The organism is Paraburkholderia sp. BR10937, assembly GCF_040965695.1.
Taxonomy (GTDB): domain Bacteria; phylum Pseudomonadota; class Gammaproteobacteria; order Burkholderiales; family Burkholderiaceae; genus Paraburkholderia.
The window spans coordinates 106,338-132,028 of the sequence record NZ_JBFRCL010000006.1; the positions used below are offsets into that span (position 1 = coordinate 106,338).

The following is a 25,691-nucleotide window of genomic DNA, read 5'->3' on the forward strand; positions in this document are numbered from 1 at the left end:
AAGGCGCGGGTTGCGGTGCTGTGTTTTCTCGTGCGCCTCGAGGGGCTGGCGCACCGGCCGGCACATTGCATGCCGGGCCGGTTTCTCGTCATGAACGTGGCGATATTTCGGGCGGCGAGCCCTCGTGAAAGAGCTGGCTGAGTTGCGCGCGCAGTTCGGGCGAATCGGCGTGACGATGCACGCTCACCGCGTGTTGCACGGCAGCTTCCAGAAGCTCCGAATCCGAGTCCGCCGAGATAGCAACCGTGCAGTTCATCTCACTGGGAAACTCCCTGCAGTCAATGTACTTTCGCGTCATGGTGGAACCTCTCGCTGGGCGGGTAAATACACGCACGCACGCAGGCCGCGCACGCGTGAAAATTATAGAATCCATGCATTGCGCTTGCTAAACTATTAAAGCGAGTCCAGACGCGACAATAATCTGAATTAATTGCACGTTTTTTATCAAGCTGCATAATTTAGGTTATCTAATGAACCGGCGAGGCTCGGTGGCTGCCTGGGTGCAATCCAGATTGTCACAAAGCGCTCGCCGCCCGGGCCCCTCGCGGTCCGGCCAGAGGCGGCCCCCGCCGCCCTTTGCGAAAGCCCTTCCTTCCCGCTTTCCCGACCGGACGCACGCCGCGTCACGCGCGTGCGTCAGCCGCATTGATTCGACAATTGAAGCGGTCGCCCGCAGTTCCGTTCAGTCCATGAAAACGCACGTCCGGCTATTGGCGCGCGTTTGTCCGATCCGTTGAATTGAGAGGTGTGCCATGTCGAGCCTGTCGAGCGAATCCATCGCCACATTGAAAAGCGCGCTGCGCGGCGAAGCCCTGCAACCCGGCGACGCGGCCTACGAAGAAGCCCGGCAAATCTGGAACGCGATGATCGAGCGCCGCCCCGCGCTCATCGTGCGCTGCCGCGGTTGCGCCGACGTGCGCCAGGCCGTGGCGCTCGCTCGTGAAAGCGGGCTGCCGCTCGCCGTGCGCGGCGGCGGCCACAATATCGCGGGCAGCGCGCTATGCGACGGCGGCATCGTGATCGACCTCTCGCTCATGAAGTCGGTCAGAGTCGAGCCCGCCACGCGCCGCGCGTATGTGGAGCCAGGCGCCACGCTGCACGACTTCGACCATGAAGCGCAGGCGTTCGGCCTCGCTACGCCGCTTGGCATCAACTCGACGACGGGCGTCGCAGGTCTCACGCTCGGCGGCGGCTTCGGCTGGCTGAGCCGGCGCTTCGGCATGTCGATCGACAACCTCGTCGCCGCCGACGTCGTGACCGCCGACGGCACTCTGCTGCGTGCGAGCACCGAAGAAAACGCCGACCTCTTCTGGGCGCTGCGCGGTGGCGGCGGCAACTTCGGCGTGGCGACGATGTTCGAGTTCGCGCTTCACCCCGTCGGCCCCGAGATCTACGGCGGACTGGTCGTGCTGCCGTTCGACGCCGCGAAAGAAGCGCTGACGCACTACCGCGAGGCGGCCGAAGCGATGGCCGAAGACCTGACCGTGTGGAGCGTGTCGCGTCTCGCGCCGCCGCTGCCGTTCCTGCCGCCCGAGGTGCACGGCAAGCCCGTCATCGTGTTCGCGATCTGCTATTCGGGGCCGCCGGAAAACGGGCCGAACGCGGTGGACGCGGTGCGGCGCTTCGGCAAGCCGTGTGGCGAACATCTCGGGCCGATGCCCTACGCCGCGTGGCAGCAGGCATTCGATCCGCTCCTCACGCCGGGCGCGCGCAACTACTGGAAATCGCACAATCTCGACGCGTTGCCCGACGGTCTCATCGACACGCTGATCGACGCCATCGCCGCGCTGCCCTCGCCCGAGTGCGAAATATTCTTCGGCCAGATCGGCGGCGCGACGCTGCGCGTCGCGTCCGATGCGATGGCCTACCCGAGTCGCGACGCGCTCTACGTCATGAACGTGCACGGCCGCTGGACCGATCCCGCCGACGACGCGCGCTGCGTCGCCTGGGCGCGCGGCTTCTTCGAAGCTTCCGCGCCTTATGCGCTCGGCAGTGTCTATGTGAACTTCCTCACCGACGACGAACGCACGCGCGTCGAAGCCGCCTACGGTCCGAACATGAGCCGTCTCGTCGCCGTCAAGACGAAATACGACCCGCACAATCTTTTCCGCCACAACCAGAACATCCGGCCCGAAGGGTCGGCCGAGGGAAGCCAGTAGTCCGCGTATCGATGTCATCGTAAGGAGATTCGTCATGGCGACTTATGTGGTGCTCTCGCAGTTCACCGACCAGGGTATCCGCGCCGTCAAGAACAGCGCGCAACGCGCCAGTCAGGCAGCGGAACTCGCCAAAACTTTCGGCTGCGAAATGAAGCAGATCTACTGGACGCTCGGGAAATACGACGTCGTCACGGTCATCGACGCGCCCGACGAGCAAAGCTTCATGGCGTTCGGCCTCGCCCTCGGGTCGCTCGGCAATATCCGCACGCAAACGCTGCGCGCCTTGAGCAAGGACGAGTTCACGGCGGTGCTCGGCAAGCTCAATTAACGAGCGCCGGCGCGCGGCACCCGGGCCGGTGCCGCGCGGCCGTTCAGCATTCTTCATACCTATTCGCCGCATGCGCGGCGCATTCCCCTTCCAGATCGGGGAGGCAGTTCCCTGCCCGAACACACCATGGCGCGCGGGCAACCTTCCGGGAAGCGGCACTGCGCGAGCGAACTCTTTCTTTTTGGCAAACGTTTGCCGCCCGGGTATCAAGTCCGCGCGCGCGAGGCCGACAACGCGTACATCGCCACGAATTTTTGGAGACCCGGACGTGACGCGCGTTTTGCTTTTACTTGCCGTAATGGTTGTGACAGGCTGCGCGCAACTGCAGCCGCCCAGCACGGCGCAAACCGGGAAACCCGCCGTGTCGAACGTCATCATGAAGTTCGACATTCCCGCCGATGCGCTAGGCGCGCACGACCCGCAGCTGAGCGCGGTGCTCGCCAAGGCGGGCGCGCTCGCCGCCGCGCAGAAGCAGCCCACCGTGATCCGCGTGACGGCGCTCGGCCAGGACTTCAAGTACATCAATCAGGCCATCTGGCGGGGCGTGCCCGCGCAAGGGCCCAAGCCCACGCTCGAAAACCTGACGGCCGGTGCGAACCAGACGTACAGCGTCTCGATCGAGCCGTGGCATGCGGGGAGCTGACACGATGCGTCCGATCGTTCTCGCCGCCGCCGCATTCGGCTTCTGTAGCGCCGCCTGGGCGGGCCAACCCGCCGCCAGCGCGCCCGCCACTGCCACCGTCGTTGCCGCTGCGGCGACGCCCGCCGCCGACAAGGTTTATCCGCCGCTGCCCTCGCTCGCCATGCTGCCTCCCGCCACCGGCGACGACGACGAGGTTCCCGCCCCGCATTCGTCTTCGCACAGCAAGAAGAAGGTGCGCCAGCGCGAATGCCACTGCGCCATGCCCACGCCGCGCCTCGTCGTCTCCGACACCTCGCGCGCCTACCTCAAGGACATCGAGCAGCAACTCGATTCCGCTCTCGCGCAGTGACGTCGCGCATCGACAGCCAATCCGGAGCTTCGACCCATGCAGCAGAAGACCAACGCCCTGCGCCAGCTACGATCGCGAGTCATGCGCGCGTGGGTCGCGATCATGAGCCTCGCGGCGCTCGGCGCGACGGCCGCGCATGCCGCGCCGCCTGCCGACGAATGCTTCGAAAAGGCTGGCGCCTACCAGGGCGTGAATCCGCTCGTGCTGCGCGCCGTGGCGTGGCGTGAATCGAAAGGCGACGCGGCGGCCATCAATCACAATGCGAACGGCTCGATCGACGTCGGGCAAGCGCAGATCAACTCGATCCACTTTTCGGAGCTTTCGCGCGAGGGCATTCCGCACGGCGCCCTCACGGACCCGTGCGTGAATATTTTCGTGGCCGCCTGGCTGCTCAAGCAAAAGATGGTGCGATACGGCAACACGTGGCGCGCCATTGGCGCGTACCACTCGGAGTCGCCGCACGAGCGCGATGCCTACGCGCGCAGCATTCAGGCGATTCTCGTGAGCTGGGGCCAGCTGCAGCCGGGGCGATGAACGACGCGCCCGGCGTCGCTTCAGATTCGTTGCCGGCGCAACGACCGCTTAGCCGCGCAGCTTGTTCAACAGCTTGAGCCCGCGACGCGCCACAGCCGAATAAAGCTCCGCGCCCTTGAGCGCGGGGTCGATATGGCGCTCGTAAGGCTGCAGCGTGATCGGGAAATACGGCGCAAGCTTTTCCACCACGCGCTGCGGCGAGATGTGCGTGTTGCTCTGGACCACGGCGAACATGCCGTCGCTTTCCGGCGCGAGGTGGCGCGCCTCGCTCCAGCCTTCCATCTTGTCGGCAAACCAGACGCTTTCGTCGGCGTGCAGCGCGCGCTGGCCGGGCTTCGGGCCCGTATGGTACTGCTCCAGCAGCCCTTCGTTTTCCGCGTTGAGCCAGTAAAGCGTGTATTCGGTCCAGTCGAGCGCGTAATTGGCGAGCAGCACGCGGCGCCAGTCGGTGCCGTGCAAAGCCGCCAGGCGCTGTTGCAGGCTCAGGCACAGCGTGCGCGACAGGGTGGCCGGCGTCCACCAGATGCCGTCACGCGCGAGTTGCGGATCGAGATTCAGCAGCTTCGCCGAAGCCTCCCAGTAATATGGCTCTACCGTACGCGGCTGCACATGCGTGAGCGCACGGCCGTCGAGAATCAGCGTATCCGCGCTGAAGCGATGCGTGGCGAAGCAGTCGGGGTCGAGCACGAGGAAATACTCGGTCTCGATCCATTCGGGCGCATTCAGCTTGATGATCTGCTGCCGGTGCCAGTTGCGGATCTGGTGACGCTGCGAAAACTCCGCAAAAATGCCCATGTGCAGCGATTCGTCGACCACTTCGATGGGGAAATCGGCCCACGCCTTCGCATAGCCTTTGACCTCGTCGAGTTCGTCGTGCGGCACGACGATCACGAAACGGTGAAACGTTTTGGGCGTCGTGAAGTGGCGCAGCGACGAGAACAGGATGTCGCAACGGCCGATGTTGTCGGCGTAATGCCGTCCCCGCGTCTTGACCGGCAGGATGGCGCTGATCTGATGCATGGCAGTCGGGTCCCGAATGTTAGAAGAATCGATAAATGAAGTTCGGGATATAGCCGCGCCGATGCGTCAGCGCAATGCCGATCAGCCTGCCGCCCGCGTCGAGCAGCTGCGTTTTGAGGCCGAGGACCACGGGTTTGCGCGACACCTCTGCGCGTACCGCCATGACCGTGGCGTCCGCCAGCGCCGCGTTTTCAATGCCGGCGAAGGACTGGCTCGCGGGCGGCGCATGCACGACGATGTAGTCGTGCGCCTCGCGCAGCGCGTCGAAGAGAGTCGTGGTCTGCTGCCACGAAGCCGGGAACGTGCCGCTTTCCGGCCGCGCGACGACGATGTTGTGCCGCTCGACGCTCTCGAATACGAGTCCGCCCGAAGCCGCGATCTCCGTGGGCGCCGCGCTCGCCGCACGGCTTTGCCCGCCGTGCCCCGACCACGTCAGCAGGCCTTGCGCGTTTGGCGGACCGTAGAGCGGCGCGTCGGCACCGGAAGCCATGTCGAGAATGAGGACCGGCTTGGTCGTGCGGTGCTCCAGTTCGACGGCGAGGCCGCGAATCACCGAAAGCAGCCCGTCGTTCTTGCCGAACGAGAGCGCCATGACGACCTTGGAGGGCGAGTCCGTGCTCGCGTTGATGGCCGCGATCATGCGGCCGTACGCCATGTGCGCGGGCCGGCTGGGCGCCTTGCCCGCGTCGGCTGACGCGCCCGCGGCGCCGGGCCGGCGCGCACCGCCGCCGCCTAGCATCACCGGCGCGTTCAGCACCGGCAGCAGCAGCGAGCGCTCGGCCTGCTCCGGACTCAGGAACGTCTCGCGCAGGCTCGCCATGACGAGCACGACGAGCGCCGCAATCAGCAGCCCCGCCGCCACGCTCGCCGCAATGATGAGGCTGGCCGACACGCTGCGCTGCGAAGGCGGGAACGGCGCCTGGATCACGCGCACGTTCGTGCTGTTCACCTGGCTCACCTGCCCCTGCTGGATCTTCGCCAGCTCGACCTGGCGCGAACGGTCCTTGAAGCTGTCGGCCAGAATGTCGCGCGTTGCCTGCAGCTGGCGCATCTGGCTGGAGACGTCGCTCAAGCTCCGCAGCTTCGCGCGGGTGTCCTTGATCTGATCTTCGAGCGCCTGCTGGCGCGCGGTTTCGCCCGCGATGCTCGCATTGAGCGCGGCCAGCCGCCCCTGCACCACGTCGTAGTAGTCGTTGTGGCCGTAGCGCGTGGCCGTGGCCATTTGCGCCTTGCGCCGCGCGATGCTCGCGTGCATGTCGGCGATCTGCTGATCGAGCTGCTGCACGAACGGCGAGCTATCCATGTAGCGCGAGGCGAAATCGGCGCGGCGCGCTTCGAGCTGCATCAGCGAAAGCTGCATGGTGTCGAGCGCGTGGGCGGCTTCGGAGTCGTCGGTGAAGATCGGAATCGTCGCCTTCACCCCTTTCGAGGACGCCTGCTCCGACTTCAGTTCGCCGCGATGCTGCGCGAGCGACGTGTCGTTCTCGAGCTTTTGCTGCACGAGCTGGCTTTCGAGCAGCACGGCGCGCGAGGTCTGGTCGTCGATATTGACGATGCCGTGCGTTTTCTGGAACGCGAGCAGGTCGGCATCGGCCTTTTTCAGTTGCCTTGCGACTTCGTCGCGCTGACCGGTCAGGAAATCGACGCGGCCCGACGTGAAAATCGTCGCGCGCCGGCGGAAGTACGTGTCGAGCAGACGCGACAGCGCATCGGCCGCTTCCTTGGGATCGGCGTCGTAATACGTGAGGTTGATGGTGCTGGCGAGATCGTTCTGCTCGATATGCAGCCGATGCTCGAATTCCTGCAAATGGCTGTCGATTTCGTGTTCGCTTGCGTTCGGCCCCAGTTTCGCAATCACCACGTCACGATGCAGTTCCGGGCTGCTCAGGATTTGCGCCTCGACGCCGTCGAGCTGGCCGATGGCGGGCTGCACCGCGGCGCCGCCATTCGGGTTGTTCGACTGGTCGTAATATCCTGCAAGGAGTACGAGCAGCGTCGATTGCGCCCGGTAAGGCATGGGCACCAGCAGCGCGACCGCCACGCCGATCGCCACAACGGAAAGAAATACCGCCGTTGCAATCTTGCGATAATAAAAAAAGGTGTTGAGATAATCCCGGACCGTCAGTTCGACAACAGCCGCCTTCCTTTCAGGTCTTGTTCTAGTAGTAATAACCATACAGATGCGGTTCCAGGCCAACAGTGATGATTCGACGGCGCATATAATACGTAAGAAAACATCCAGGATGTCGCGTTAAACCGACATCCGCGAAAAAATCGTGTGAGTTCCACCCTTCATTAACGGCAATTCCTGCCGTTACTTGACAAGAGATCAGGAACCGCAAGCCACCGCCTCACCCACGCGCCCGATGAACATACTCCGACCAGCCTGCGTCCTCGGGCTGCTGACGCTTACCGCCTGCACCCAGACCTGGGTGGAACCGCAATTCCAGCAGCGCGCGCAATTCGCCGCGTGGTCGCAAGCCACGCCCGGCGTCTATCGCATCGAACCCGGCGACGACCTTTCGGTCGTCATGCCCTTCAATGCCGAGCTGAACTTCCGCGGCTCGGTCGCGCCGGACGGCGGCCTGACCATGCCGTTCGCGGGCACGATCCCGGCGGCGGGCCTCACGGTCGCCCAGCTCGGCGACGCCATCAACAAGGCGCTCGCCGCCAACGGCATGGCGAAGAACGCGCACGCTTCGGTCGCCATCGTGCAGTCCGCGGCCAAGGTCTATGTGGCCGGCCAGGTCGGGCGCCCCGGCGAAATCGCGCTGCACACGGGCATGAGCGTGCTGCAGGCCATCTCCGCCGCGCAAGGCTTGCTCGACACGGCGCGCACCAACGAAGTCGTGCTGATCCGCCGCAGCCCCGACGGCCGCCCGATGCTGCGCACGATCGACCTCGACGCGCTCACGCATCGCGGCGACCCGACCCAGGACGTCGTCCTGCAGGCAACCGACACGATCTTCGTGCCGAAGTCCTCGATCGCCGAAGTCGACCAGTGGGTCGATCAGTACATCGACAAGGTCATTCCGTTCCAGCGCGGCTTCGACTACACGATCTCGAACAACCCCACGACTTACTAAGCCTGCTCCGCGAGCCCGTGGTTTTCCACGACCGGGCAAGCGAATCAAGCGCGAATCACACGCGATGGAAACCGCCACCACGACCACCGGGCTTGCCCCGGTCTTTTCGAGCGAGCCCGCCAGGTGGCGGGTCATGTGGTGGCTGCTCGCGCTCCTGCCGCTCTTCGGCCAGACCTTCCACTACCTGAGCACGCTCGTGCCGCTCTGGGCGCTCTCGAAAGCGCTGCCGGTGATTTCGCTGCCCGCCGTGCTGCGTCTGGGCGGCGAACCGCGTTTTCCCATGACGCGGCAAATCCTCATCAGCTTCGCGTGGCTCCTGCTGGTGCCGAGCTTCGCCGCCGTGTTCTATTTCCACGAAGGGTTTTTCACGAGCATCACGGCGCAGGTGAAACTGCTGCCCGTGCTGTACTTCTTCTCGTTTCTCGCGCTGCTCCTCACGCTCAAGCCCACGCTAGGCGAGCTGGAGCGCGGCTTCCTGGTGCTCGGCGTCGTCATTCTCGCGGTGCTGATCGTACTCTGGGCCGTGGTGCCCTCCGACTGGTACCAGGAGTCGTATGTGATCGGCCAGTCGCCCTTTTTCAGCAGCGACAACCGCGGCCATCGCATCCGCATGTCGATGTATTTCCCGCTCATCCTGCTGTTCTTCTGCTACCGGAGGGCCTTTTTCGAAAAGCACGCGGGCTGTCTGCTGGGCGTGGTCGTCGCGTTCGCCGTCACGCTGCTGATCGTCAAGACGCGCGCCATGGTCATCGGCATCATGGGCGTGCTCGTCATCAACACCTTCGCCTGGTCGCGCATGCGCACACGCGTCCTGCTGCTGCTCGCCGCGCCCGTCGCGCTCGTCGCCCTGTTCTCGGCGGGCTACCTCGCCACGACCTTCAGCACCGACGCGAGCACGGGCTTCGACACGCGCCGCATCACCATCCTGCTCGCCACGAAGTTCCTCGGCAGCGAGCCGATGCGCTGGCTCTTCGGCGTGGGCACGATCAGCTCGACCAGCAAGGACAACCTGATCGACTACTTCCACCACTTTTTCTTCCTCGCCGACATTACGTGGCTCGGCATCGTGTTCGAGTACGGCCTGATCGGCGCGCTCGTCATCCTGTTCTTCCAGCTGCGCGGCATCGTGTTCTACCGGCGCCTGCGCAAGAAGGTCGACGACGATTTTCTCGGCGCGCTGTTCGACTATCTCGTCTACGTCCTGCTCATTTCATTCTTTTACCCGCCTACCCTCACGCCGGGCGAGACCGCGGTCATTCTCGCGATCTTCGCGTACATCTGGCGCGTGGGCGAGCTGGACGGCCATCACGACGACCATGCCGATCTGCAGGTTCACCATGCCACGCCCTAAGCGCAACAAGCGCATCAAGCGCATCAAGCGCCCCAACCTGCATACGCTGCTGGTGGGCGCGCTGCTCATGTCGGGCGCGGCGGCCTGCACCGACGCGACCTCGGGCACGCCCTTGCCGGTGGCCATTTCGGTGGATGCCGCCGCCGGCCGGCACCCCATCAGCCCGCTCATTTACGGCATCAACTTCGGCACGACGGCCGTCCTGCAAGACCTGCGCGCGCCGGTCAACCGCTCGGGAGGCAACAGCGCCTCGGCCTATAACTGGCGCCTCGACGCACGCAACGCGGGCAAGGACTGGTATTTCGAGAGCCTCGCCGTCAATCCCGCCGATATCAACGATCAGTTCGGCGAGCGCTTCGTCGCGCTCACCCAGGCGGCGGGCGCCACGCCCATCGTGACCATTCCAATGCTCGGCCGTGTGGCGAAACTCGGTCCGGCGCGCGAGACGCTCGCGAGCTTCTCGATCGCCAAGTACGGCCCGCAACCGAATCACGACGTGAACGGCCACGCCGACGCCGGCAACGGCGTGGCGGCCGGCGGCAAGCCGATTGCCGGCAACGACGCGAACGACGCCTCGACGCCCGACGACCCGCAAAACGAGCAGGCGCGCGTCGCCGATCTGGTGAAGCAATTCGGCGGCGCGAGCGGGGGCGGCGTGCGTTACTACGCGCTCGACAACGAGCCGAGCCTCTGGCAGCTCATACACCGCGACGTCCATCCCACGGGCGCGCATGCGAGCGAAATCGCCGGCAAGGTGATCGACTATGCGCGCGCCGTGAAGGCGGCGGACCCGCACGCGCAGATCGTCGCGCCCGAAGAATGGGGCTGGCAGGGCTATTTCTACAGTGGCTTCGACCAGCAGTACGCCGCGGACCACGGCCTCGATCACACGCCGGACCGAACAGGCGAAACCCAGGGCATGCCGTACGTGCCCTGGCTGCTCGCGCAATGGAAAGCGGCGGGCCATCCGGTCGACGTGTTCAGCCTGCACTTCTACCCGCAGGGCGGCGAATACGCCGAAACGGGCGTGACGAACTCGCAGGCCGTGGCGCTCACGCGCAACCGCTCCACGCGCGACCTGTGGGACCCGAACTACAAAGACCCCACGTGGATCAACAACGTCGTCGCGCTGATCCCGCTGATGCGCCATTGGGTCGATACGTACTACTACCCGGGCACGCCCATCGGCATCACGGAATACAACTGGGGTGGCGACACGCTGATGAACGGCGCGACGGCCCAGGCCGACGTGCTCGGCATTTTCGGCCGCGAGGGGCTGGATATCGCCACGCGCTGGGGCACGCTCGATCCCTCGATGCCGGTGTACAAGGCATTCAAGCTCTACCGCAACTACGACGGCAACGGTGCGGCGTTCGGCGCGACCAGCATTGCCGCGAACGCGCCCGACCCGGACACCGTTTCCGCATTCGCCGCCTTGCGCGAGCGCGACCATGCGCTGACGCTCGTGGTCATCAACAAGCAGCTGGACCGCCCCGCCGATGCCGCCGTCACACTCGATCATTTCGCGGCGAGCGGCGTGGCCGAAACCTGGCGGCTCGCGAACAACCAGCTGTTCCGCATGACCGACGCGCGCTACCAGGACAGCACGCTGCGCGCGAGCCTGCCCGCGCAGAGCGTGACGCTGTTCGTCCTGCGCGGCGCGCAGGCGCAGCATGAGTGAAGCCCGCGAAGCGCGCGTGCCCGCGCGCCCAAACGGCGGTTCGATGATCCGGGGCTCGCTCGTGAGCCTCGGCGTGCGCCTGCTCGACCTGCCGAGCCGCTACGGCTTCCATCTGCTGATCGCCGCCATGCTGGGCGTGGTGCAGACGGGCGACTTCTATATCGTGTTCAGCACGATGGTGGCGCTCGCGGGGTTCGGGCGCCTCGGCATCGACCAGGCGCTCACGCGGCAGATCGCGATGGACCTCGCGGCGGGCGAGGCGCGCGCCGTGCGGCCCGCCATTCGCCACGCGCTGTGGCTGGTGCTGCTCGCCTCCGTCGCCATCTCGATCGTGCTTGGCGCCGGCGCATTCGCCTTCGCGCACGACGTGCTGAAGAAGCCCGAACTCGCCTGGCCGCTCGCGCTCGGCGCGCTCTCGTTCATCCCGCAAAATCTCGGCGCGGCCATGGCGGGGGCGCTTGCCGGACTCCAGCGCGTGGGCTGCAGCCAGATGATCTATTCCTGGCTCTGGCCCGCGATCTTCTGCGCCGTCGCCATCCCGCTCGGATTGACGCACGGCATGAGCGTCGCCAGCACGCTCATGCTGATCGCCGCCAGCTTCACGCTCACCGCGCTGACCGGCGCGTTTCTGCTCAGGCGTTTTCTTGCCGGCGTGCCCGCTAGCACACCAGCGCCCGCCGAACCGCCGCGCCTGCTCAAGGCGGGCTTGCCGCTTTTCACGCTGGAATTCACGAAGCTGTTGATCACCTCGGCGCCCGCCATCGTGCTCGGCATCGTCGCCTCGTCGCGCGAGACCGGGCTCTTCGCGCTGGCGTGGCGTCTCGCGCTCGTCATCAATCTGCTGATCAGCGGCGTGACCGGCATGGCCGCGCCGAAGTTCGCGAGCCTTTTCGCGCGCAACGACCGGCATGGGCTCGACAAAAGCGCGGCCCAGGCGGCGGGCCTCGTGCTGTGCCTCGCGTTGCCCGCCGCGCTCTGCATGCTGCTCTTTCCCGAACACTTGCTGCGCCTGTTCGGACCGGGCTTCGGCGGCGGCGCGGCCGCGCTGCGCGTGCTCGCGCTCGGCCAGATCGCCGCGGCCTGCTTTACCGCCATGCCCGAACTGCTGGGCATGACCGCGCACACTTCCGTCCTGTACCGAATCAACTTCTACTCGGTCGCCGTGCTGCTCGTGGGCCTCGCCGTGCTCGCGCCGATGGGCGGCAGCGTCGGGGCGGCTGCTGCGGCATCGCTCGCCATTGCCGTGAACGGCGCGCTCGCGGCTTGGGCGGCGCACCGGCTGCTGGGCGTGTTGCCACTTGCGCTGCTCGGGCGATGGGTGCTCGGGCGCGTGCCGGGACGCAGCGCGGCGCGAGACGGAAAACAGGACGCCTAGATCGTCGCGCAGCGCCCGCCTCAATTGCTTGCGCGTTCAACGACACGTCGTTCCGGCGCGAATAAGCATCGGCGAGCGCAGGCGGCACGGCGAGGCCCGCGGCATGCTGATATCATGAAAAGAATCCCCGACCCCTCTGCGCTAAAAACCCCTTTACGCCGATGGCGGGCCGGTGCGACGCGATGCGATGCCACATTGCTCGTCAACACCGTGAAGTACACCAATCCTGACCGCGCGATCCGCTCGTGCGCTTGCTGCTCGACGGGTTAGACGCGGCAATCGTCGAAGCCGGTCGCTCGCTTCAGCGGGCTCTGGCAGCGCTGCGTCATAATTGGGAAAACTAAGCGTTTCACTCGTCGCGAGGACAAAAGCCGTCATGAAACGACGCTGCCTGCTAAAGGGGGTTGTCGCCTTGCCGTGCCTCACCGCTAGCTCGAGTTTCGCCGGCGCGCTGCCTGCCGCGGCTCGCGCGGGCCGCATCCGGCCCGGCGATCCCGGGTGGCCGAAAGCGCCGGAATGGGAGGCGTTGAGCCATGCGGTCGGCGGAAATCTGCTGCAACCCACCACGATCTGGCAGACTTGCGCGCAAGCACCCCACGCGCCGGAGTGCCTCGCGAGAGTCAAGGAAGCGCGCAATCCATTCGCGCTCGGCGACGATCCCGGCGCCACCCAGATCTCCGGCTGGCTCGATGCATGGACGGCGCACGCAAGCGTTTACGCAGTGGCGGCCCGCTCGACCGCGGACGTCGTCGCGGGCGTCAACTTCGCGCGCCGACACAACTTGCGGCTGGTGGTGAAAGGCGGCGGCCACAGCTACCTTGGCGGCTCGAACGCACCGGATTCCCTGCTGATCTGGACGCGCGGGATGAACCGCATCGCACTCCATGACGCATTCGTGCCGGCCGGCTGCCCGACGCCGCCACAGCCGGCCGTGACGGTAGAGGCAGGCTGCATGTGGATCGACGTCTATACCGCCGTCACAACGCAGGCGGGACGCTACGTTCAGGGCGGCGGATGTACGACCGTGGGCGTCGCCGGCCTCGTTCTGGGCGGCGGCTTCGGTTCCTGGTCGAAGCGCTATGGACTCGCGGCCGCGAGTCTGCTCCAGGCGGAGATCGTCACCGCCGACGGCGTTGCCCGCACGGTCAACGCATGCCAGGAGCCCGATCTTTTCTGGGCGCTCAAAGGAGGCGGCGGCGGCAGTTTCGGTGTCGTGACGAGGCTCACGCTGCAGACCCATGACCTGCCCGAAAACTTCGGCTGGGCCAGGTTCAAGGTCCAGACTTCATCACCCGAGGCTTACCGGCGGCTCGCTGCGCGGCTGGTCGATCACTACGCAGAAAATCTGTTCAACCCGGCATGGGGCGAGCGCTTCATCTTTCACAGCGACGAGATCGAGGTGGCGATGGTGTGCCAGGGCCTCGACGACCATCAGGTCAAGTCGGTCTGGGCGCCCTTCACCGATTGGGTGCGTGCCTCGCCGGCGGATTTCACCTTCAACGAAGGACCGCGCGTCGGCGCCGGTCCGTCGCGCCGCTGGTGGGACGTCGAAGCCAACCCGGGACTCGTGCCCGACCCACGCCCGGGCGCCGAGCACAACCATGGCTGGTGGCAAGGCGATGGCGAGCAGGCCTCCGCCTTCCTGCACGCCTATGAGTCGCAATGGCTGCCCGCGGCCCTTCTCGAACCGTCGCAGCGCCGCCGGCTCGTTGACGCGTTCGTGGCGGCGGCCCGGTTTCAGGCCGTCGAGCTGCATTTCAACAAGGGACTCGCGGGCGCGCCGCCGGAGGTGAACGAGCAGGCGCGCCAGTGCGCGACGAATCCGAAAGTCGCCGATGCCTTCGGCCTGATGATCGTCGCCACCGGCGGCCCGCCGCCGTTTCCTGGCCTGCCCATCCCCGCGCCTGATATGGCGCAGGCACATCGCAACGCCGAAAATATCGGCAGGGCTGCGGCGATTCTCAAGGCGCTGTCGCCACAAAGCGGCTCCTATATTTCGGAGACCGATTTTTTTCGCAACGATTGGCGCGAAGCGTTTTGGGGCGTCAACTACGCGCGGCTGAAAACGATCAAGGATCGCTACGATCCGGAAGGTTTCTTTTACGTCCATCACGGCGTGGGCAGCGAGGACTGGAGTCCCGACGGCTTTACGCCCGCGCAATCGTGAACGTTGCGGCGGCGGATGCGCATCTTCACGACACGCCGACGGCCCCAAGCCAAACGTGGACCGCCGGCACGCTCACGGCTACTGCTGCGAATTGTCGCCCGAGTCGTCGTCTCCCGTGGCCTGCAGGCCCGGAAGGACCTGGGTGCCTTCACGCTGAACGGCAACCAGCTTGTGCGGGTCGAGACCGAGCGCCTTCAGGATGGTCGGCGCCACCTGCATGTTGGTCACCGGCGTATTGACGACATTCTTCTGCAGCTTCGGGTTGGAGACCACCAGCAGCGTGTTCGTATCGTCGGTGTAGAGTCCGCCGTGTTCGGCCAGCTTCGCCGCGCTCTTGCTGTAGATCGTCCCGGGTATCGGCTGAATGATGAGGTCGGGCACCCGGCCCTGGGCAGGGTCGCCCCAGATCGCCTTCAGCGCTGCGTCGTGATAGAGCGTCTGGATGTGGGTGGAATTGCCGCTCGCCTCGTCAGCGTCAAGGAGCGAGACCGCCTTTGCCGTATCGCCGTGGTTCTTGAGCCAGATGAGCGACACGTCGTCGGCCGTTTCCTGAGCGACCGGCACGCCGCCATTGCCGAGCACGGTGGCGACATCGCTCACGTCGGCGGTGGCATAGGCGTTCTTCGAACCGCTCAGCATGTGAAGCTTCTTCAGGTCGATCGGCGACTGGCCATGTTTGCCGCCGACGATGAACAGCGTCGAATGCAGGAGATGGCCCGCTTTGAGCGCGTCGTACATCTGGCCCAGCGAGGCATCGACGAAGTCGAGCGACTGTTCGAGCGGCACGGTCGGCGTCCCGGCGGCATCGAGATAACCGCCGCGCGTCGTGGTCGTGCCTTCCATCGCGGACGTGACCTTCTGCCCGACGCTCACCGCCTGGAAGTTCATGCCGAAGATCGCGGGGACGCCCACCTGCTTCGTGCCGGTCTGATCGAGCCCATGAATCCAGTTCAATACGACCTTGACCTTGAAGCCGTCATAAGCCCGGGTATATATCGGGTCGGCGGTCCAGTCGACGGTCGCGGGCGCGCTCGGGAAGCCATTGGCTTGCAACGAGGTCGAGTTGATCTCGGGCGCGTAGAGTTCGTCGAGTCCCAGCCCCGAAGGCCCGTTCACGATCTCGTAGGCCGGGTGCTTGTCCGACCACGCGGTGCGCATGCCGGCCTGATGAATGATCTCGAAGATCGTGTTCGTGCCGTTCTTCATGTACAGATGCGGCCAGACCTGCACGCAGGCGCCGCCGGCCGTCTTGCGCAGCGGGAGCTTCGCGGGATTGATGTGCGGATTGCGCTTGTCGTACGCGGCCCCCGCAGGAGGCGAACCGCCATCGAGCTGGGTGAGATCCCAGTCGAGCGCTTCGAAGTTGGTCACCTCGGTGCCGGGCGTGCCCGTGCAATTGCTGCCCGGCGGGTACAGGGTCGCGTCGTAGGTGTCGTCGTAGAAGACGCCGTGGCTCAGCGGGCTGCCGCCGGTTGCGAATGCAAGGAGCCCGGGATACGAATCGGAGGGCCGGGACGTCGAGGCATGGGTGTACTCGACACCGTGTATGACGAGTTTCGCGAAGGTGGATTGCGGGTGCGTCTTGATGTAGTTTTCCAGGTCGGCCTCGTGCATCCCGTCCACACTGATCAGCAAAACGTGCGTGTATTGCTGGTTGTGATCGCCATCCTGATCCTGCGCCGCCGCGGCCATGCTCGCAAACGCCAGCACGCTCGCACTTACGATTGCCCTGACTCCAAACCATTTTCCGATCGCGTTCATTCTTCACCTCTTGATATGAATTATGAATTGGGCGCGAAAGCGCCCAAGAGGAGATAAGTCGCGGAATGAGAAAATGCCGTGAAAGATTACTTTCGGTTGTCTTCCACAGGAGCGCGAGAGGCTTGAGGGACGTGCGTTTGACTCAATGTAACAGGTTGTATCAGGGTAGCGCGGCTATTGCATGAGGGTGTGAATGCAGCGATCTATTTCAACCGATTAATCCATTTCCGATGTCAATCTGGAATCCTGATGATAATGTTTATCATTTATTGCGTTAATCGTCTAACCAGTCGAGCCCGCCCCGTTCAGATCGATGTCATTGCCCTTTTCGCGCTCGAGCATATCGAGCGCGAGCACACGCCCGACATCGCGCACGAACGCTTCCATGACCGCGAAAGATCCCGGGCTGCCCGGTACACAGTCTTCGGGATTCCGCTTTCCCTGTGCCCGTCTGATCGCGCGGATGCTGGCTTCCAGCGCCCGTGCTTCTGCCCAGATCGGATCGTCTTGCGGTGGTTTGGGTTGTTCGTGCGCCATGCTGGGATTTTCGGCGGCCGGCACACAAACTTTAGCGTCTGGGCGTGACTCGTTGATCGGCTAGGGCGCGGCCTTCGCGATGAGATCCTGCAGCCGGGCCATCGAGCGCTGATCCAGCGGGTGCATCTCGCAACCCACGCGGCTCCACCCTCTGTCCTGATCCTCGGAGATCCAGCGAACATCGAGCGCGACGGCGAGGACGATCTCGTCTTCGTCGTCGATCGGCGCCGACTGCAACCACCCCGAGACCGTCTCTCCACGGAACAGCAGACCGTTGCGCGCGTGCAGGAGCGCTCCGCGCGAGCTGAGGTCGGCGACCTGGGCGAGAGCCTTGCCGTCCTTGTTCAGAAGCAGCGGGGCGAACAACAGCGGCGTACGGTCCTCCCGACGCATATCCAGTCCACTTCGCATACGCATGGCACCTGTTTTCAACGTTTCATTTTTATTGAGCGTCGGGATTTTAACGTGACTGCGCACAATTAAGCGCCTGAACAGTTCGGCCGCTCTTCACGTGCCCCCAATCCAACGAGCGTGCGACCCGCGAGCTGCAACTGGCGAGCCGGACGGGCAAGACGCTGGCGATGATCTTCCTCGATCTCGACAATTTCAAGGAGGTCAACGACTCGCTCGGTCACCGCATCGGCGACGCGCTGCTGGCCCAGATCGCGCGGCGCTTCGAGCGCGTCGTCGGCGAACGCGGGACGGTGGCGCGCTATGGCGGCGACGAGTTCATGGTCACCGCCGACGGCGACGATGCCGACGCCCTGATGCGCAATGCCGACGCGGCGATGTATCTGGCCAAGCAGAACGGCCGCAACCAGTACCAGTTCTATCGCCCGGAACTGAGCGAGGCCGCGACCTCGCGCTTGCGCATTTCGACGCGCCTGCGCCAGGCGTTCCGCAACGGCGCGTTGACCGGCGAAAGCGTTTGAGATACCCGAGGCTCGAATAACCCGTACCGAAATCGTCGATGGCGACGCGCACGCCCAGCTCCCGCAGACCGGCCAGCGTGCGCGCGGCGAGATCGGGCGTGCGCATGAGCCATATCGATTTGCGGCTGATACAGAGCAGGTGAACGCGGCCGTCACGGTGATGGATCGCGTCACCCAGCAAAACGCCGCCTTCGTGCAGGACGGCGTTCAAGCAGCCGGCGCACTGCGCGCACAGGCAGAAACGTTGCGCTCGGCGGTGCGCGCATTCCAGCTGTGATGCGCGACGGCCGACCCGGCTGAATGCGCGACTGGAAGCGGCGTTCGCGCGCCTACGCCATGATGTGAACGCCGCCGTCCACATAAAGCGTTTCGCCAGACAGGCGCCGCGCGTAGGGCGTCGCGAGGTACGCACAGGTGAAGCCGACGTCCATGATGTCGACCAGTTCGCCAAGCGGCGCCCGTTCCGCCGCCTGGGTGAGCAGCACGTCGAAGTCCTTCAGGCCGGATGCCGCGCGTGTTTTCAGCGGCCCGGGCGATACGGCGTGCACGCGGATCTGCTGCGGACCCAGTTCATACGCCAGATAGCGTGCGCACGCTTCCAGCGCCGCCTTGACCGGACCCATGACGTTGTAGTTGGGGACGACCTTGTTCGCGCCGTAATAGCTCATCGCGAACATGGAGCCGCCCTGCTTCATCAGCGGCGCGGCGAGCCGGGCCATGCGCACGAACGAATGGCATGAGATGTCCATGGCCGCCGCAAAGCCTTCGGCCGAGCAGTTGAGCAACCCGCCCTGCAAATCGTTCTTCGGCGCCCAGGCGACGGAATGCACGAGTATGTCGAGTTCGCCCCATTCGCTCGCAATTCGCTCGAATACCGCCTCCAGTTCGTCCTGTTTCGAGACGTTGAACGGCATGAAAATAGGCGCTCCGAGGTCTTTTGCCAGCGGCTCCACGTATGGCCTGGCTTTCTCGTCGGCATAGGTGATCGCGAGATCGGCGCCCACTTCGTGGAACGCCTTCGCGCAGCCGTAGGCGATCGAATGCTCGTTGGCGATACCCGTCACCAACGCCTTCTTTCCGGTCAGCACCGGGTGTTGAACGCTCTGGCTCATCAGACTCTCCAAGGCAAGCGCGCGGATTCACGCAATGCCCGTCACGTCACGCGTGTGGCGGGCGATCATGAGTTCTTCGTTGGTCGGTATCACCCAGACCGAGACCTTGCTCGACGCCGTGCTGATGCAGGGACTGCCCGCTTCGTTCGCCCTGCTGTCGATTTCCACCCCGCACCAGCGAGCCTGTTCGCAGGCCCGCCGCCGGATCTCCGGCGAGTGCTCGCCGATGCCCGCCGTGAAAACCAGCGCGTCGAGCCCCTGCAGCGCGGCGGCGAGCGATCCGAGTTCGCGTCCAATGCGATACGCGTACAGCTCGACGGCGAAGGCCGCGCGCGCGTCGTGGCTCGCCAGCAGCGTACGCATGTCGCCCGAAATACCCGAGACCCCCAGCAGCCCCGAACGGCGGTACAGCAGGTCTTCGACGCCGCGCGTATCCATCTTCAGTTCGTCGAGCAGATAAAGAATCGCGCCGGGATCGAGATTGCCGCTGCGCGTGCCCATGGGCAGCCCGTCGAGCGCGGTGAAGCCCATCGTGCTCGCCACACTCCTGCCCGCGTCCATCGCACACATGCTCGCGCCATTGCCGAGATGCGCGACGACGGTGCGGCCTTTCGCGGCGTCAGGAGCCACATCGGGCAGCGTGCTGGCGATGTACTCATAAGACAGGCCGTGGAAGCCGTAGCGCCGCACGCCTCGCTCCGTCAACGCTGCCGGCAGCGCGAACGTCGAGGCAAGCGCAGGCTGTGTTGCATGAAACGCCGTGTCGAAACAGGCGACTTGCGGCAACTCCGGGTTGCGCTCGGCGATGACGCGAATCGGCTTCAGGTTGTGTGGCTGATGGAGCGGCGCGAGCGGCGTGAGCTTGTCGAGTTCGTCCAGCAGGGCGGGCGTGACGGCCACGGGCTTCGAGAATCCCTGGCCGCCATGCACCACGCGATGGCCGACGGCGACCAGGCGGTTGCCGTCGCGATGACTGCGCAGGAACTGGGCGATGTGAGCAACGGCCTCATCATGCCCAAGGGGTTGAGTGCCCCAATCCTGACTCCCGGTCAGCACCCCTTTGCCATCGAACGCGACGAAACGCGGCGCCGACAGCAGCCCCTCGATCTGGCCGTGCATGACAAGCGGCAGATCGTCCGGCTGCGCATTGAACGCGCTGAACTTGATGCTCGACGAACCGGCATTGAGAACGAGGATGACGTCGGCCATGGTTCTACCCTGCCGCCCGCGCGCCGGCGAGCAACGACGGACCGCTTGCAAGCCGCACATGCTTTTCGTGTTCGCGCTTCACGACGGCTCCTTGAGATCGGGCGCCACGCGGGTGGGCGGGGCCTCGGGAACCTCATGCATGGCTGCGACAGTCCGTACCGCCGGTGCGCGTTCCAGCGGCAGGGACGAACGGATCTTGTCGAGCATGCTGAGCTGCGCAGCGGTCGGCCCGGCTTCCTGCACGCGCCGGTCCGCCAGCAGCTTTTCGGCCCGTTCGAGCAGCTTCTCCCGGTCCTTCGGGTCTTCCAGCAGATGCGGCAGCGTGGCGAGCGCCTGTTCCGGCTCGTAACGCACGATGATTTCCTGCTCGCCGCGCACGCGCCTCCACTGGTCGCCCGGAAGCTGGGGCAAATACGCGGCATAATCCTTCGCGAGTTCGCTGCGCAGCGCAAGCCGCGCAAGCGGGAGCGGCTCGCCCCGGCGCGCGAGCAGGCAAGCGGCGCGAGCCAGCGCCTCCGTGTAGCCGCCTTCGGTCATCGACGCCAACGCGTCCCTCACGTAGGGCAGATCGCGGTGGTCTCCGGCCGCCGCGGCGGGTCGGGCTTGCGCCTCTTCGCCGTGTTCGACGGCGTACATGTTGCCGTAGAAGGAAAAGAACGCGCTCTCCGTCATGGCGTCGCGCATCGCGCGATAGAAGTCGAGCGACGCACTGATGATCTCCGAGCCATAGTGCTCGAACTCCCTCAACCGGGTGTCCTCATGCGCTTCGGCATGCCGCTTTGCCCGGACTGCCTCGGCAGCCGGCCCAAGCCATGCGAGCCACGGATTCAGGTCCGAAAGCGCCCAGCGTTGCGCGCGAAGCGGATGAAACTGCCGCTGCAGGTTCGCCGTCGTTTCGTTCGACCACGCCCGTACCCACGGCTGCAGGAATAGCTCGTACGCGCGCTGGTTCAACTCCGATACGCGCTTGACGGCCTCGAACGGCTGCTCATCGCTACGCTCGAACCGGTTCAGGCGCCCGGCGATGTCTTCGAGGCGATACTCCCGGAATGACACGTCGTATTCCGTCTTACCGTCTTCGCCCCGGCGCTCGGCAATCTCCATGCCGTAGAGACCGGGCGGGAAGACTTCGATCGCTTCGAGCACGGAGGCGATCTGCCGATGCTCCTTCTTCGCCACCTTGCCCGAAACAAAAATGCCGAGATGGCCGATGCTCTGGTGCACGAGCCCCACGATCACCTGACCGCGCGCCTTGATTTCCTCCGTGCTGCCATAAATGTCGGCGACCCAGTTGAATGCCTGTTGAGGCGGCGTGATGTTGTCGCCCAGCGAAGCGAACAGGATGATAGGCGACTTGATTTCCCGCAGATCGAACGCCGCCCCGTCGAGACCCCGAACCTCGCCCGACCAGAGGGTGTTGCCGATGAACAGGTTGCGCGTGATCCACTCGATCTCCTCGCGGTTCATCAGGTAATAACCGCCCCACCAGCGCTCGAAGTCGAGGAAGCGCGGCGGCTCGGTATCGGCGTTGTCGAACAGGTGATAGTACTTGTCCCACAGGCTGTTGGCAGGATTGAGGTTCTCGAAGTTCTGCACGAGATGGGCGCCGTCGAACTTGCCGTTGCCGAGATCGGCCGTCAGCGACGCGAGCCAGGTGCCGCCCAGCATGCCGCCCGAGTAGCGCATGGGATTGTCGCCCTCGCCTTCGCTCCACGCGCCGCTCCAGTAGGACATCGGGGCGCCGTTGATGACGAGCGGCCCCGTATGGTCCGGGTCGGAGCTCGCGAGCATCATGGCGGCCCAGCCGCCCTGGCAGTTGCCGACGATCGCCGGTTTCGGGCTGTCCGGGTGCAGTTCGCAGACCTTCTTGATGAATTGCGCTTCCGCCGCGCAGACATCGAGCAGGGTCTGGCCGGGCTCCGGATCGCGAAAAAAGATGACGAAATACACGGAGTGGCCGGCCTTGAGCGCAACGCCGGCCTGTGAATCGTCCTTGAAGCCGCCGATGCCGGGACCGTGGCCCGCACGCGGGTCGATGATCACGTAAGGACGCTTGCTAACGTCGATGACCACACCGTCGGGCGGCAGCAGGCGCACGAGCGCGTAGTTGACCGGCCGCGCCAGCTTGCGGCCGTCGATCACGAGTTCGTGGCCGAAGTGGAGCACGGGTTGCAGACCGTTGCGCGCCTGCTCGACGAAACCATTGCCGCGCTGACGTAAGGTGTCCCAGAAGAGCACGGAACGCTCGGCGACATCCATCGCGTAGCGGTAGCCGGCCCAGGGGTCCAGCCCAGTTGCCCATGCGGGGCTCGCCGAAGCGGGTTGATCGCTCTCGCCCAGCCGCCCGGCCGCATCCGCTAAACGCTGACTGAATTGGGTTTGCGCTAGTTGCGATCGCTTTGCGAGCACCCGGGCAACTTTGCCGCCGATCTCCTGGGAACGAGCATATTGATTGGCTAGGTCGGTCATGGCATCACCCTCTGGTCCGCGAGCGGGTGGCAAACGCCACGACCGCCGCCTCGATTGAATGAAAGGAATGCTTACGAATATGCCGGGCAGTCACGCGCGTAGCCGCAAAGGCGGACATGGCTGCTGTCTCTGTAGACACTGGCAGACGCTCGTGACAGGTTCGTTACGGGCCGCGCGCGGGGCCGGCGACGATGCCGCACCTGCACGAACTGAATCGTGCAGCCACTCGCGTGCTTTCTCTATAGGACCATCGGCCCATACCCTGCCGTTACGACCGCGCTGACCGCAGTAGGACCAAAGTCCGATTGACGCTTGATCCACAACATGGGATTCGTCAAAATTCCGCTCCGGCATGTTGAATGCAGTAGCCCACGGGAAGGCAGCGGTGAGACATTCGACGTTGATGTGCGTCGGTAGTGTTTCTGTTCCTGGAGGCCACAGCATCATGCGCGATCAGTCCGCGTCGCACCGCAAATCCGGCTTTCGTCTTCCCGTGCTCGAATGGGTACGCGACTACCGGACGGCGTGGATCAAACCCGACATCGTCGCGGGCGTCACGGCGGCGGCTGTCGTGTTGCCGAAAGCGATGGCTTACGCGACCGTTGCCGGACTGCCCGTCGAGACCGGGCTCTACACGGCGTTCGTGCCGATGGTGATCTACGCGCTCTTCGGTACGTCAAGGCCACTGAGCGTCAGCACCAGCGCGACGCTGGCCATCCTGAGCGCGGCCGCGCTCGGTCAGGTTGCGCCCGATGGCAACACCGCCCAACTGGTCGTCGCGACCGCCACGCTCACGCTGCTTGTCGGCCTCTTCCTCGCGCTCGCCGCCTTGCTCAGGCTGGGGTTCGTCGCGAACTTCATTTCCGAGCCCGTGTTGACGGGCTTCAAGGCCGGCATCGCCATCGTCATCGTGCTCGATCAATTGCCGAAACTGCTTGGCATTCACGTCTTGAAAGGATCGTTCTTCCATAACGTGTATGCGCTCGTCGCAGGGCTTCCCCATGCGTCGACGGCGACGGTTGCCATGGGCGCGCTGACGATCGTCGTGCTGGTCGCGCTCGAACACTGGTACCCGAAGTCCCCGGCCCCGCTCATTGCGGTGGCGCTCGGGATTGCGTGCGTCGCTTTTGCTGGCGTGCAGCGGTACGGCGTGGAGATCGTCGGCGAGATCCCGACCGGACTGCCGTCGTTCGTGATGCCGGATCTTTCGCTGATCGACGCGCTCTGGCCGGCTGCGGTGGGCATTGCCTTGATGAGTTTTACCGAAACGATTGCTTCGGGGCGCGCATTCGCGCTCAGCGGGGAACCCGTTCCGCTGCCGAACCGCGAACTGCTGGCGACAGGCCTGGGCAATGCGCTGGGCGCGCTGTTCGGCTCGATGCCCGCGGGCGGCGGGACGACCCAGACGGCCGTCAACCGGCTGGCCGGTGCGCATTCGCAACTGGCCGAACTCGCCACCGCAGCCGTGACGCTGGGCACCATGGTGCTGCTCGCGCCCGTCATCGGCCTCATGCCGCACGCCACGCTCGCTGCCGTGGTGATCGTCTATTCGATCGGCCTGCTCAATCCGGCGGACTTCCGCGCGATCCTCGCCATCCGGCGGACCGAGTTCGTCTGGGCGGTCGTGGCGCTGGTGGGCGTCGTGCTGCTCGGCACGCTGCAAGGCATTCTGATCGCCATCGTCGTTTCGCTCGTCGCACTCGCCCATCAGGTCTCCGATCCCCCTGTGTACGTGCTGCGGCGCAAGCCCGGCACGAACGTATTCCGCCCGGTATCGGACGAGCATCCAGACGACGAGGACTTTCCCGGACTGCTGCTCCTGCGGCCCGAGGGACGCATTTTCTTTCTCAACGCCGCCAACATCGTGCACAAGATCATGCCGCTGCTCGCCCAGACGCGCCCCAGGGTCATGGCGCTCGATATGCGGGCCGTATTCGATGTGGAGTACACAGCATTGAAGATGCTGACCGAGGCCGAGAAGCAATGTCGCGAGAGCGGAATCGAAGTCTGGGTCGTGGGCCTCAATCCCGAAGTCTTTGCCGTCCTCGAGAAGGCGCCGCTCGGCAGCGTGCTAGGACACGAGCGCATGTTTCTCAATCTCGAACAGGCGCTAGCCGCGTGGTGGGAGGCACAGCATGCCATTTCGCGCGATGGCGTATCGTCTGCCACTAGCCATCCCGGACAGAAAACGCCATGACCGCTCATCTCCTCCTCTACGAGGCCATATGAATACCGCTACCCCGACACAGCAGACCACCTCTGAAAAGGGCGAGCCCATACTCAATACGGTCGAGCGCGTGACCGAACTGTGTTTTGGCCTGTTCATGGCGTTGACGTTCGTCGGCGCGGTCAAGGCTGTCACGACGGGCGAGGACGCCGGCAGCAAACTGTTCTTCGCCGCCCTCGGCTGCAATCTCGCGTGGGGCCTCGCGGATGCCGTGATGTATCTTGTCCGCTCGCTCGCGGATCGCGGACAGCGCCTCACACTCGCCCTGACCGTGAAGCGCGAACCGGACCGCGCCGTAGCCGTACGGGCATTGCGCGCCGCGTTGCCGACGGCGCTGGAGCCGCTCGTCGACGACGACGAACTCGAGCTGATTCGTGCGCGCCTCGCCGCGAAGCCTACGCTGCCACCTCGCGCGCATTTCAGGCGCGACGACTTTCTTGGGGCACTGGGCGTTTTTCTGCTCGTCGTCATATCGACGTTCCCCGTTGCCCTGCCGTTTATTCTCGTGAGGGATCACACAGTGGCGCTCGTCGTCTCCCGCGTACTCACGCTCGCGATGCTCTTCACTGCCGGTTTCGCGCTCGGACGCTACACCGGCGCGGGCGCAATGAAAGCGGGCTTCGCGATGACGCTGCTTGGGATCGTGCTGACGATGGCGATCATTGCGCTCGGCGGCTAGCCGTCAGGCAGCACGGATCCGTTATCCGCGGCCATCGGCAACCCGCATTCCAGTTGCCGATGGCCGTCACCC

22 protein-coding genes and 1 pseudogene are annotated in these 25,691 nt (G+C 65.0%); 14 read left to right on the top strand and 9 right to left on the bottom strand.

The window, feature by feature from the left end:
* Positions 1–88: 88 nt before the first annotated feature.
* A complete protein-coding gene (locus tag AB4Y44_RS07285) occupies positions 89–298 on the bottom strand; it encodes a DUF1059 domain-containing protein (RefSeq protein ID WP_069263432.1) in 210 nt (69 codons plus the stop codon).
* Between the two features lie 454 nt (positions 299–752).
* On the opposite strand from AB4Y44_RS07285, the gene AB4Y44_RS07290 reads away from it, so the two are divergent.
* The 5 genes from AB4Y44_RS07290 (at position 753) to AB4Y44_RS07310 (ending at position 4,013) form a co-directional block, all read left to right on the top strand.
* Entirely contained in the window at positions 753–2,159 is a 1,407-nt protein-coding gene (locus AB4Y44_RS07290; protein ID WP_368699095.1) for an FAD-binding oxidoreductase, read from the top strand.
* Positions 2,160–2,193: 34 nt separating this feature from the next.
* Entirely contained in the window at positions 2,194–2,487 is a 294-nt protein-coding gene (locus AB4Y44_RS07295; protein WP_342923072.1) for a GYD domain-containing protein, read from the top strand.
* Between the two features lie 298 nt (positions 2,488–2,785).
* Positions 2,786–3,130, top strand: coding sequence for a hypothetical protein (locus AB4Y44_RS07300; RefSeq protein ID WP_342923157.1), 345 nt, complete (start codon positions 2,786–2,788; stop codon positions 3,128–3,130).
* A gap of 4 nt (positions 3,131–3,134) precedes the next feature.
* Positions 3,135–3,479 carry a hypothetical protein gene (locus AB4Y44_RS07305; protein ID WP_368699096.1) on the top strand — a complete coding sequence of 115 codons (345 nt, stop codon included), beginning with the start codon at positions 3,135–3,137 and terminating at the stop codon, positions 3,477–3,479.
* A gap of 81 nt (positions 3,480–3,560) precedes the next feature.
* A complete protein-coding gene (locus AB4Y44_RS07310; RefSeq protein WP_368699159.1) occupies positions 3,561–4,013 on the top strand; it encodes a lytic transglycosylase domain-containing protein in 453 nt (150 codons plus the stop codon).
* 48 nt (positions 4,014–4,061) lie between these two features.
* On the opposite strand, the gene AB4Y44_RS07315 is transcribed toward AB4Y44_RS07310, so the two are convergent.
* Together AB4Y44_RS07315 and AB4Y44_RS07320 are read right to left on the bottom strand one after the other, a co-directional pair.
* Positions 4,062–5,033 carry a DUF6492 family protein gene (locus AB4Y44_RS07315; RefSeq protein ID WP_368699097.1) on the bottom strand — a complete coding sequence of 324 codons (972 nt, stop codon included), beginning with the start codon at positions 5,031–5,033 and terminating at the stop codon, positions 4,062–4,064.
* Positions 5,034–5,052: 19 nt separating this feature from the next.
* Positions 5,053–7,074, bottom strand: coding sequence for a GumC family protein (locus AB4Y44_RS07320; protein ID WP_368699098.1), 2,022 nt, complete (start codon positions 7,072–7,074; stop codon positions 5,053–5,055).
* 325 nt (positions 7,075–7,399) lie between these two features.
* Here AB4Y44_RS07320 and AB4Y44_RS07325 point away from each other — a divergent pair, with 325 nt between their 5' ends.
* From AB4Y44_RS07325 to AB4Y44_RS07345, 5 genes are all read left to right on the top strand, one after another.
* On the top strand, positions 7,400–8,119 hold the full coding sequence (locus AB4Y44_RS07325; protein ID WP_342923076.1) for a polysaccharide biosynthesis/export family protein: 720 nt from the start codon (positions 7,400–7,402) through the stop codon (positions 8,117–8,119).
* 64 nt (positions 8,120–8,183) lie between these two features.
* Positions 8,184–9,470 (top strand): hypothetical protein, encoded by a 1,287-nt coding sequence (locus AB4Y44_RS07330; RefSeq protein ID WP_368699099.1) that lies wholly within the window; start codon positions 8,184–8,186, stop codon positions 9,468–9,470.
* Positions 9,457–11,151 (top strand): glycoside hydrolase family 44 protein, encoded by a 1,695-nt coding sequence (locus AB4Y44_RS07335; RefSeq protein ID WP_368699100.1) that lies wholly within the window; start codon positions 9,457–9,459, stop codon positions 11,149–11,151. The genes AB4Y44_RS07330 and AB4Y44_RS07335 overlap by 14 nt, the downstream gene beginning before the upstream one ends.
* Positions 11,144–12,526: a lipopolysaccharide biosynthesis protein gene (locus AB4Y44_RS07340; protein ID WP_368699101.1), complete on the top strand. Its 1,383-nt coding sequence runs from the start codon at positions 11,144–11,146 to the stop codon at positions 12,524–12,526. Before AB4Y44_RS07335 ends, AB4Y44_RS07340 begins: the two co-directional genes overlap by 8 nt.
* Before the next feature lie 376 nt (positions 12,527–12,902).
* Positions 12,903–14,693, top strand: coding sequence for an FAD-dependent oxidoreductase (locus tag AB4Y44_RS07345; protein WP_368699102.1), 1,791 nt, complete (start codon positions 12,903–12,905; stop codon positions 14,691–14,693).
* 78 nt (positions 14,694–14,771) lie between these two features.
* Here the strand turns inward: AB4Y44_RS07345 and AB4Y44_RS07350 are convergent, their stop codons facing one another.
* The 3 genes from AB4Y44_RS07350 to AB4Y44_RS07360 form a co-directional block, all read right to left on the bottom strand.
* A complete protein-coding gene (locus AB4Y44_RS07350; protein ID WP_368699103.1) occupies positions 14,772–16,454 on the bottom strand; it encodes an alkaline phosphatase family protein in 1,683 nt (560 codons plus the stop codon).
* Between the two features lie 282 nt (positions 16,455–16,736).
* Positions 16,737–17,015: a hypothetical protein gene (locus tag AB4Y44_RS07355; RefSeq protein WP_368699104.1), complete on the bottom strand. Its 279-nt coding sequence runs from the start codon at positions 17,013–17,015 to the stop codon at positions 16,737–16,739.
* A 36-nt stretch (positions 17,016–17,051) separates the two neighbouring features.
* The gene (locus AB4Y44_RS07360) at positions 17,052–17,468 is read right to left on the bottom strand and encodes a PilZ domain-containing protein (RefSeq protein ID WP_342923083.1); all 417 of its coding nucleotides are present in this window, start codon (positions 17,466–17,468) and stop codon (positions 17,052–17,054) included.
* A gap of 59 nt (positions 17,469–17,527) precedes the next feature.
* Between AB4Y44_RS07360 and AB4Y44_RS07365 the strand changes: the two are divergent.
* A pseudogene (locus AB4Y44_RS07365) lies at positions 17,528–17,923 on the top strand (diguanylate cyclase); the annotation flags it as partial.
* Between the two features lie 139 nt (positions 17,924–18,062).
* A complete protein-coding gene (locus AB4Y44_RS07370; protein WP_342923084.1) occupies positions 18,063–18,200 on the top strand; it encodes a hypothetical protein in 138 nt (45 codons plus the stop codon).
* Positions 18,201–18,252: 52 nt separating this feature from the next.
* Here the strand turns inward: AB4Y44_RS07370 and fabI are convergent, their stop codons facing one another.
* From fabI to AB4Y44_RS07385, 3 genes are all read right to left on the bottom strand, one after another.
* The gene (fabI, locus tag AB4Y44_RS07375) at positions 18,253–19,035 is read right to left on the bottom strand and encodes an enoyl-ACP reductase FabI (protein ID WP_342923085.1); all 783 of its coding nucleotides are present in this window, start codon (positions 19,033–19,035) and stop codon (positions 18,253–18,255) included.
* A 27-nt stretch (positions 19,036–19,062) separates the two neighbouring features.
* The gene (locus AB4Y44_RS07380; protein WP_368699105.1) at positions 19,063–20,244 is read right to left on the bottom strand and encodes an acetate/propionate family kinase; all 1,182 of its coding nucleotides are present in this window, start codon (positions 20,242–20,244) and stop codon (positions 19,063–19,065) included.
* A gap of 78 nt (positions 20,245–20,322) precedes the next feature.
* Positions 20,323–22,713 carry a DUF3141 domain-containing protein gene (locus AB4Y44_RS07385; RefSeq protein ID WP_368699106.1) on the bottom strand — a complete coding sequence of 797 codons (2,391 nt, stop codon included), beginning with the start codon at positions 22,711–22,713 and terminating at the stop codon, positions 20,323–20,325.
* Positions 22,714–23,158: 445 nt separating this feature from the next.
* On the opposite strand from AB4Y44_RS07385, the gene AB4Y44_RS07390 reads away from it, so the two are divergent.
* Together AB4Y44_RS07390 and AB4Y44_RS07395 are read left to right on the top strand one after the other, a co-directional pair.
* Positions 23,159–24,910, top strand: a complete 1,752-nt coding sequence (locus AB4Y44_RS07390; protein ID WP_368699107.1) for a SulP family inorganic anion transporter — start codon at positions 23,159–23,161, stop codon at positions 24,908–24,910.
* A gap of 28 nt (positions 24,911–24,938) precedes the next feature.
* Positions 24,939–25,619 carry a VIT1/CCC1 transporter family protein gene (locus AB4Y44_RS07395; RefSeq protein WP_368699108.1) on the top strand — a complete coding sequence of 227 codons (681 nt, stop codon included), beginning with the start codon at positions 24,939–24,941 and terminating at the stop codon, positions 25,617–25,619.
* The last annotated feature ends 72 nt before the right edge of the window (positions 25,620–25,691 follow it).

Excerpts from the sequence above, each read along its gene's own strand:
- AB4Y44_RS07285 (WP_069263432.1), bottom strand. The coding sequence starts at position 298 with ATGACGCGAAAGTACATTGACTGCAGGGAGTTTCCCAGTGAGATGAAC.
- AB4Y44_RS07290 (WP_368699095.1), top strand. The coding sequence starts at position 753 with ATGTCGAGCCTGTCGAGCGAATCCATCGCCACATTGAAAAGCGCGCTG.
- AB4Y44_RS07295 (WP_342923072.1), top strand. The coding sequence starts at position 2,194 with ATGGCGACTTATGTGGTGCTCTCGCAGTTCACCGACCAGGGTATCCGC.
- AB4Y44_RS07300 (WP_342923157.1), top strand. The coding sequence starts at position 2,786 with ATGGTTGTGACAGGCTGCGCGCAACTGCAGCCGCCCAGCACGGCGCAA.
- AB4Y44_RS07305 (WP_368699096.1), top strand. The coding sequence starts at position 3,135 with ATGCGTCCGATCGTTCTCGCCGCCGCCGCATTCGGCTTCTGTAGCGCC.
- AB4Y44_RS07310 (WP_368699159.1), top strand. The coding sequence starts at position 3,561 with ATGCGCGCGTGGGTCGCGATCATGAGCCTCGCGGCGCTCGGCGCGACG.
- AB4Y44_RS07315 (WP_368699097.1), bottom strand. The coding sequence starts at position 5,033 with ATGCATCAGATCAGCGCCATCCTGCCGGTCAAGACGCGGGGACGGCAT.
- AB4Y44_RS07325 (WP_342923076.1), top strand. The coding sequence starts at position 7,400 with ATGAACATACTCCGACCAGCCTGCGTCCTCGGGCTGCTGACGCTTACC.
- AB4Y44_RS07330 (WP_368699099.1), top strand. The coding sequence starts at position 8,184 with ATGGAAACCGCCACCACGACCACCGGGCTTGCCCCGGTCTTTTCGAGC.
- AB4Y44_RS07335 (WP_368699100.1), top strand. The coding sequence starts at position 9,457 with ATGCCACGCCCTAAGCGCAACAAGCGCATCAAGCGCATCAAGCGCCCC.
- AB4Y44_RS07340 (WP_368699101.1), top strand. The coding sequence starts at position 11,144 with ATGAGTGAAGCCCGCGAAGCGCGCGTGCCCGCGCGCCCAAACGGCGGT.
- AB4Y44_RS07345 (WP_368699102.1), top strand. The coding sequence starts at position 12,903 with ATGAAACGACGCTGCCTGCTAAAGGGGGTTGTCGCCTTGCCGTGCCTC.
- AB4Y44_RS07350 (WP_368699103.1), bottom strand. The coding sequence starts at position 16,454 with ATGAACGCGATCGGAAAATGGTTTGGAGTCAGGGCAATCGTAAGTGCG.
- fabI (WP_342923085.1), bottom strand. The coding sequence starts at position 19,035 with ATGAGCCAGAGCGTTCAACACCCGGTGCTGACCGGAAAGAAGGCGTTG.
- AB4Y44_RS07380 (WP_368699105.1), bottom strand. The coding sequence starts at position 20,244 with ATGGCCGACGTCATCCTCGTTCTCAATGCCGGTTCGTCGAGCATCAAG.
- AB4Y44_RS07385 (WP_368699106.1), bottom strand. The coding sequence starts at position 22,713 with ATGACCGACCTAGCCAATCAATATGCTCGTTCCCAGGAGATCGGCGGC.
- AB4Y44_RS07390 (WP_368699107.1), top strand. The coding sequence starts at position 23,159 with ATGCGCGATCAGTCCGCGTCGCACCGCAAATCCGGCTTTCGTCTTCCC.
- AB4Y44_RS07395 (WP_368699108.1), top strand. The coding sequence starts at position 24,939 with ATGAATACCGCTACCCCGACACAGCAGACCACCTCTGAAAAGGGCGAG.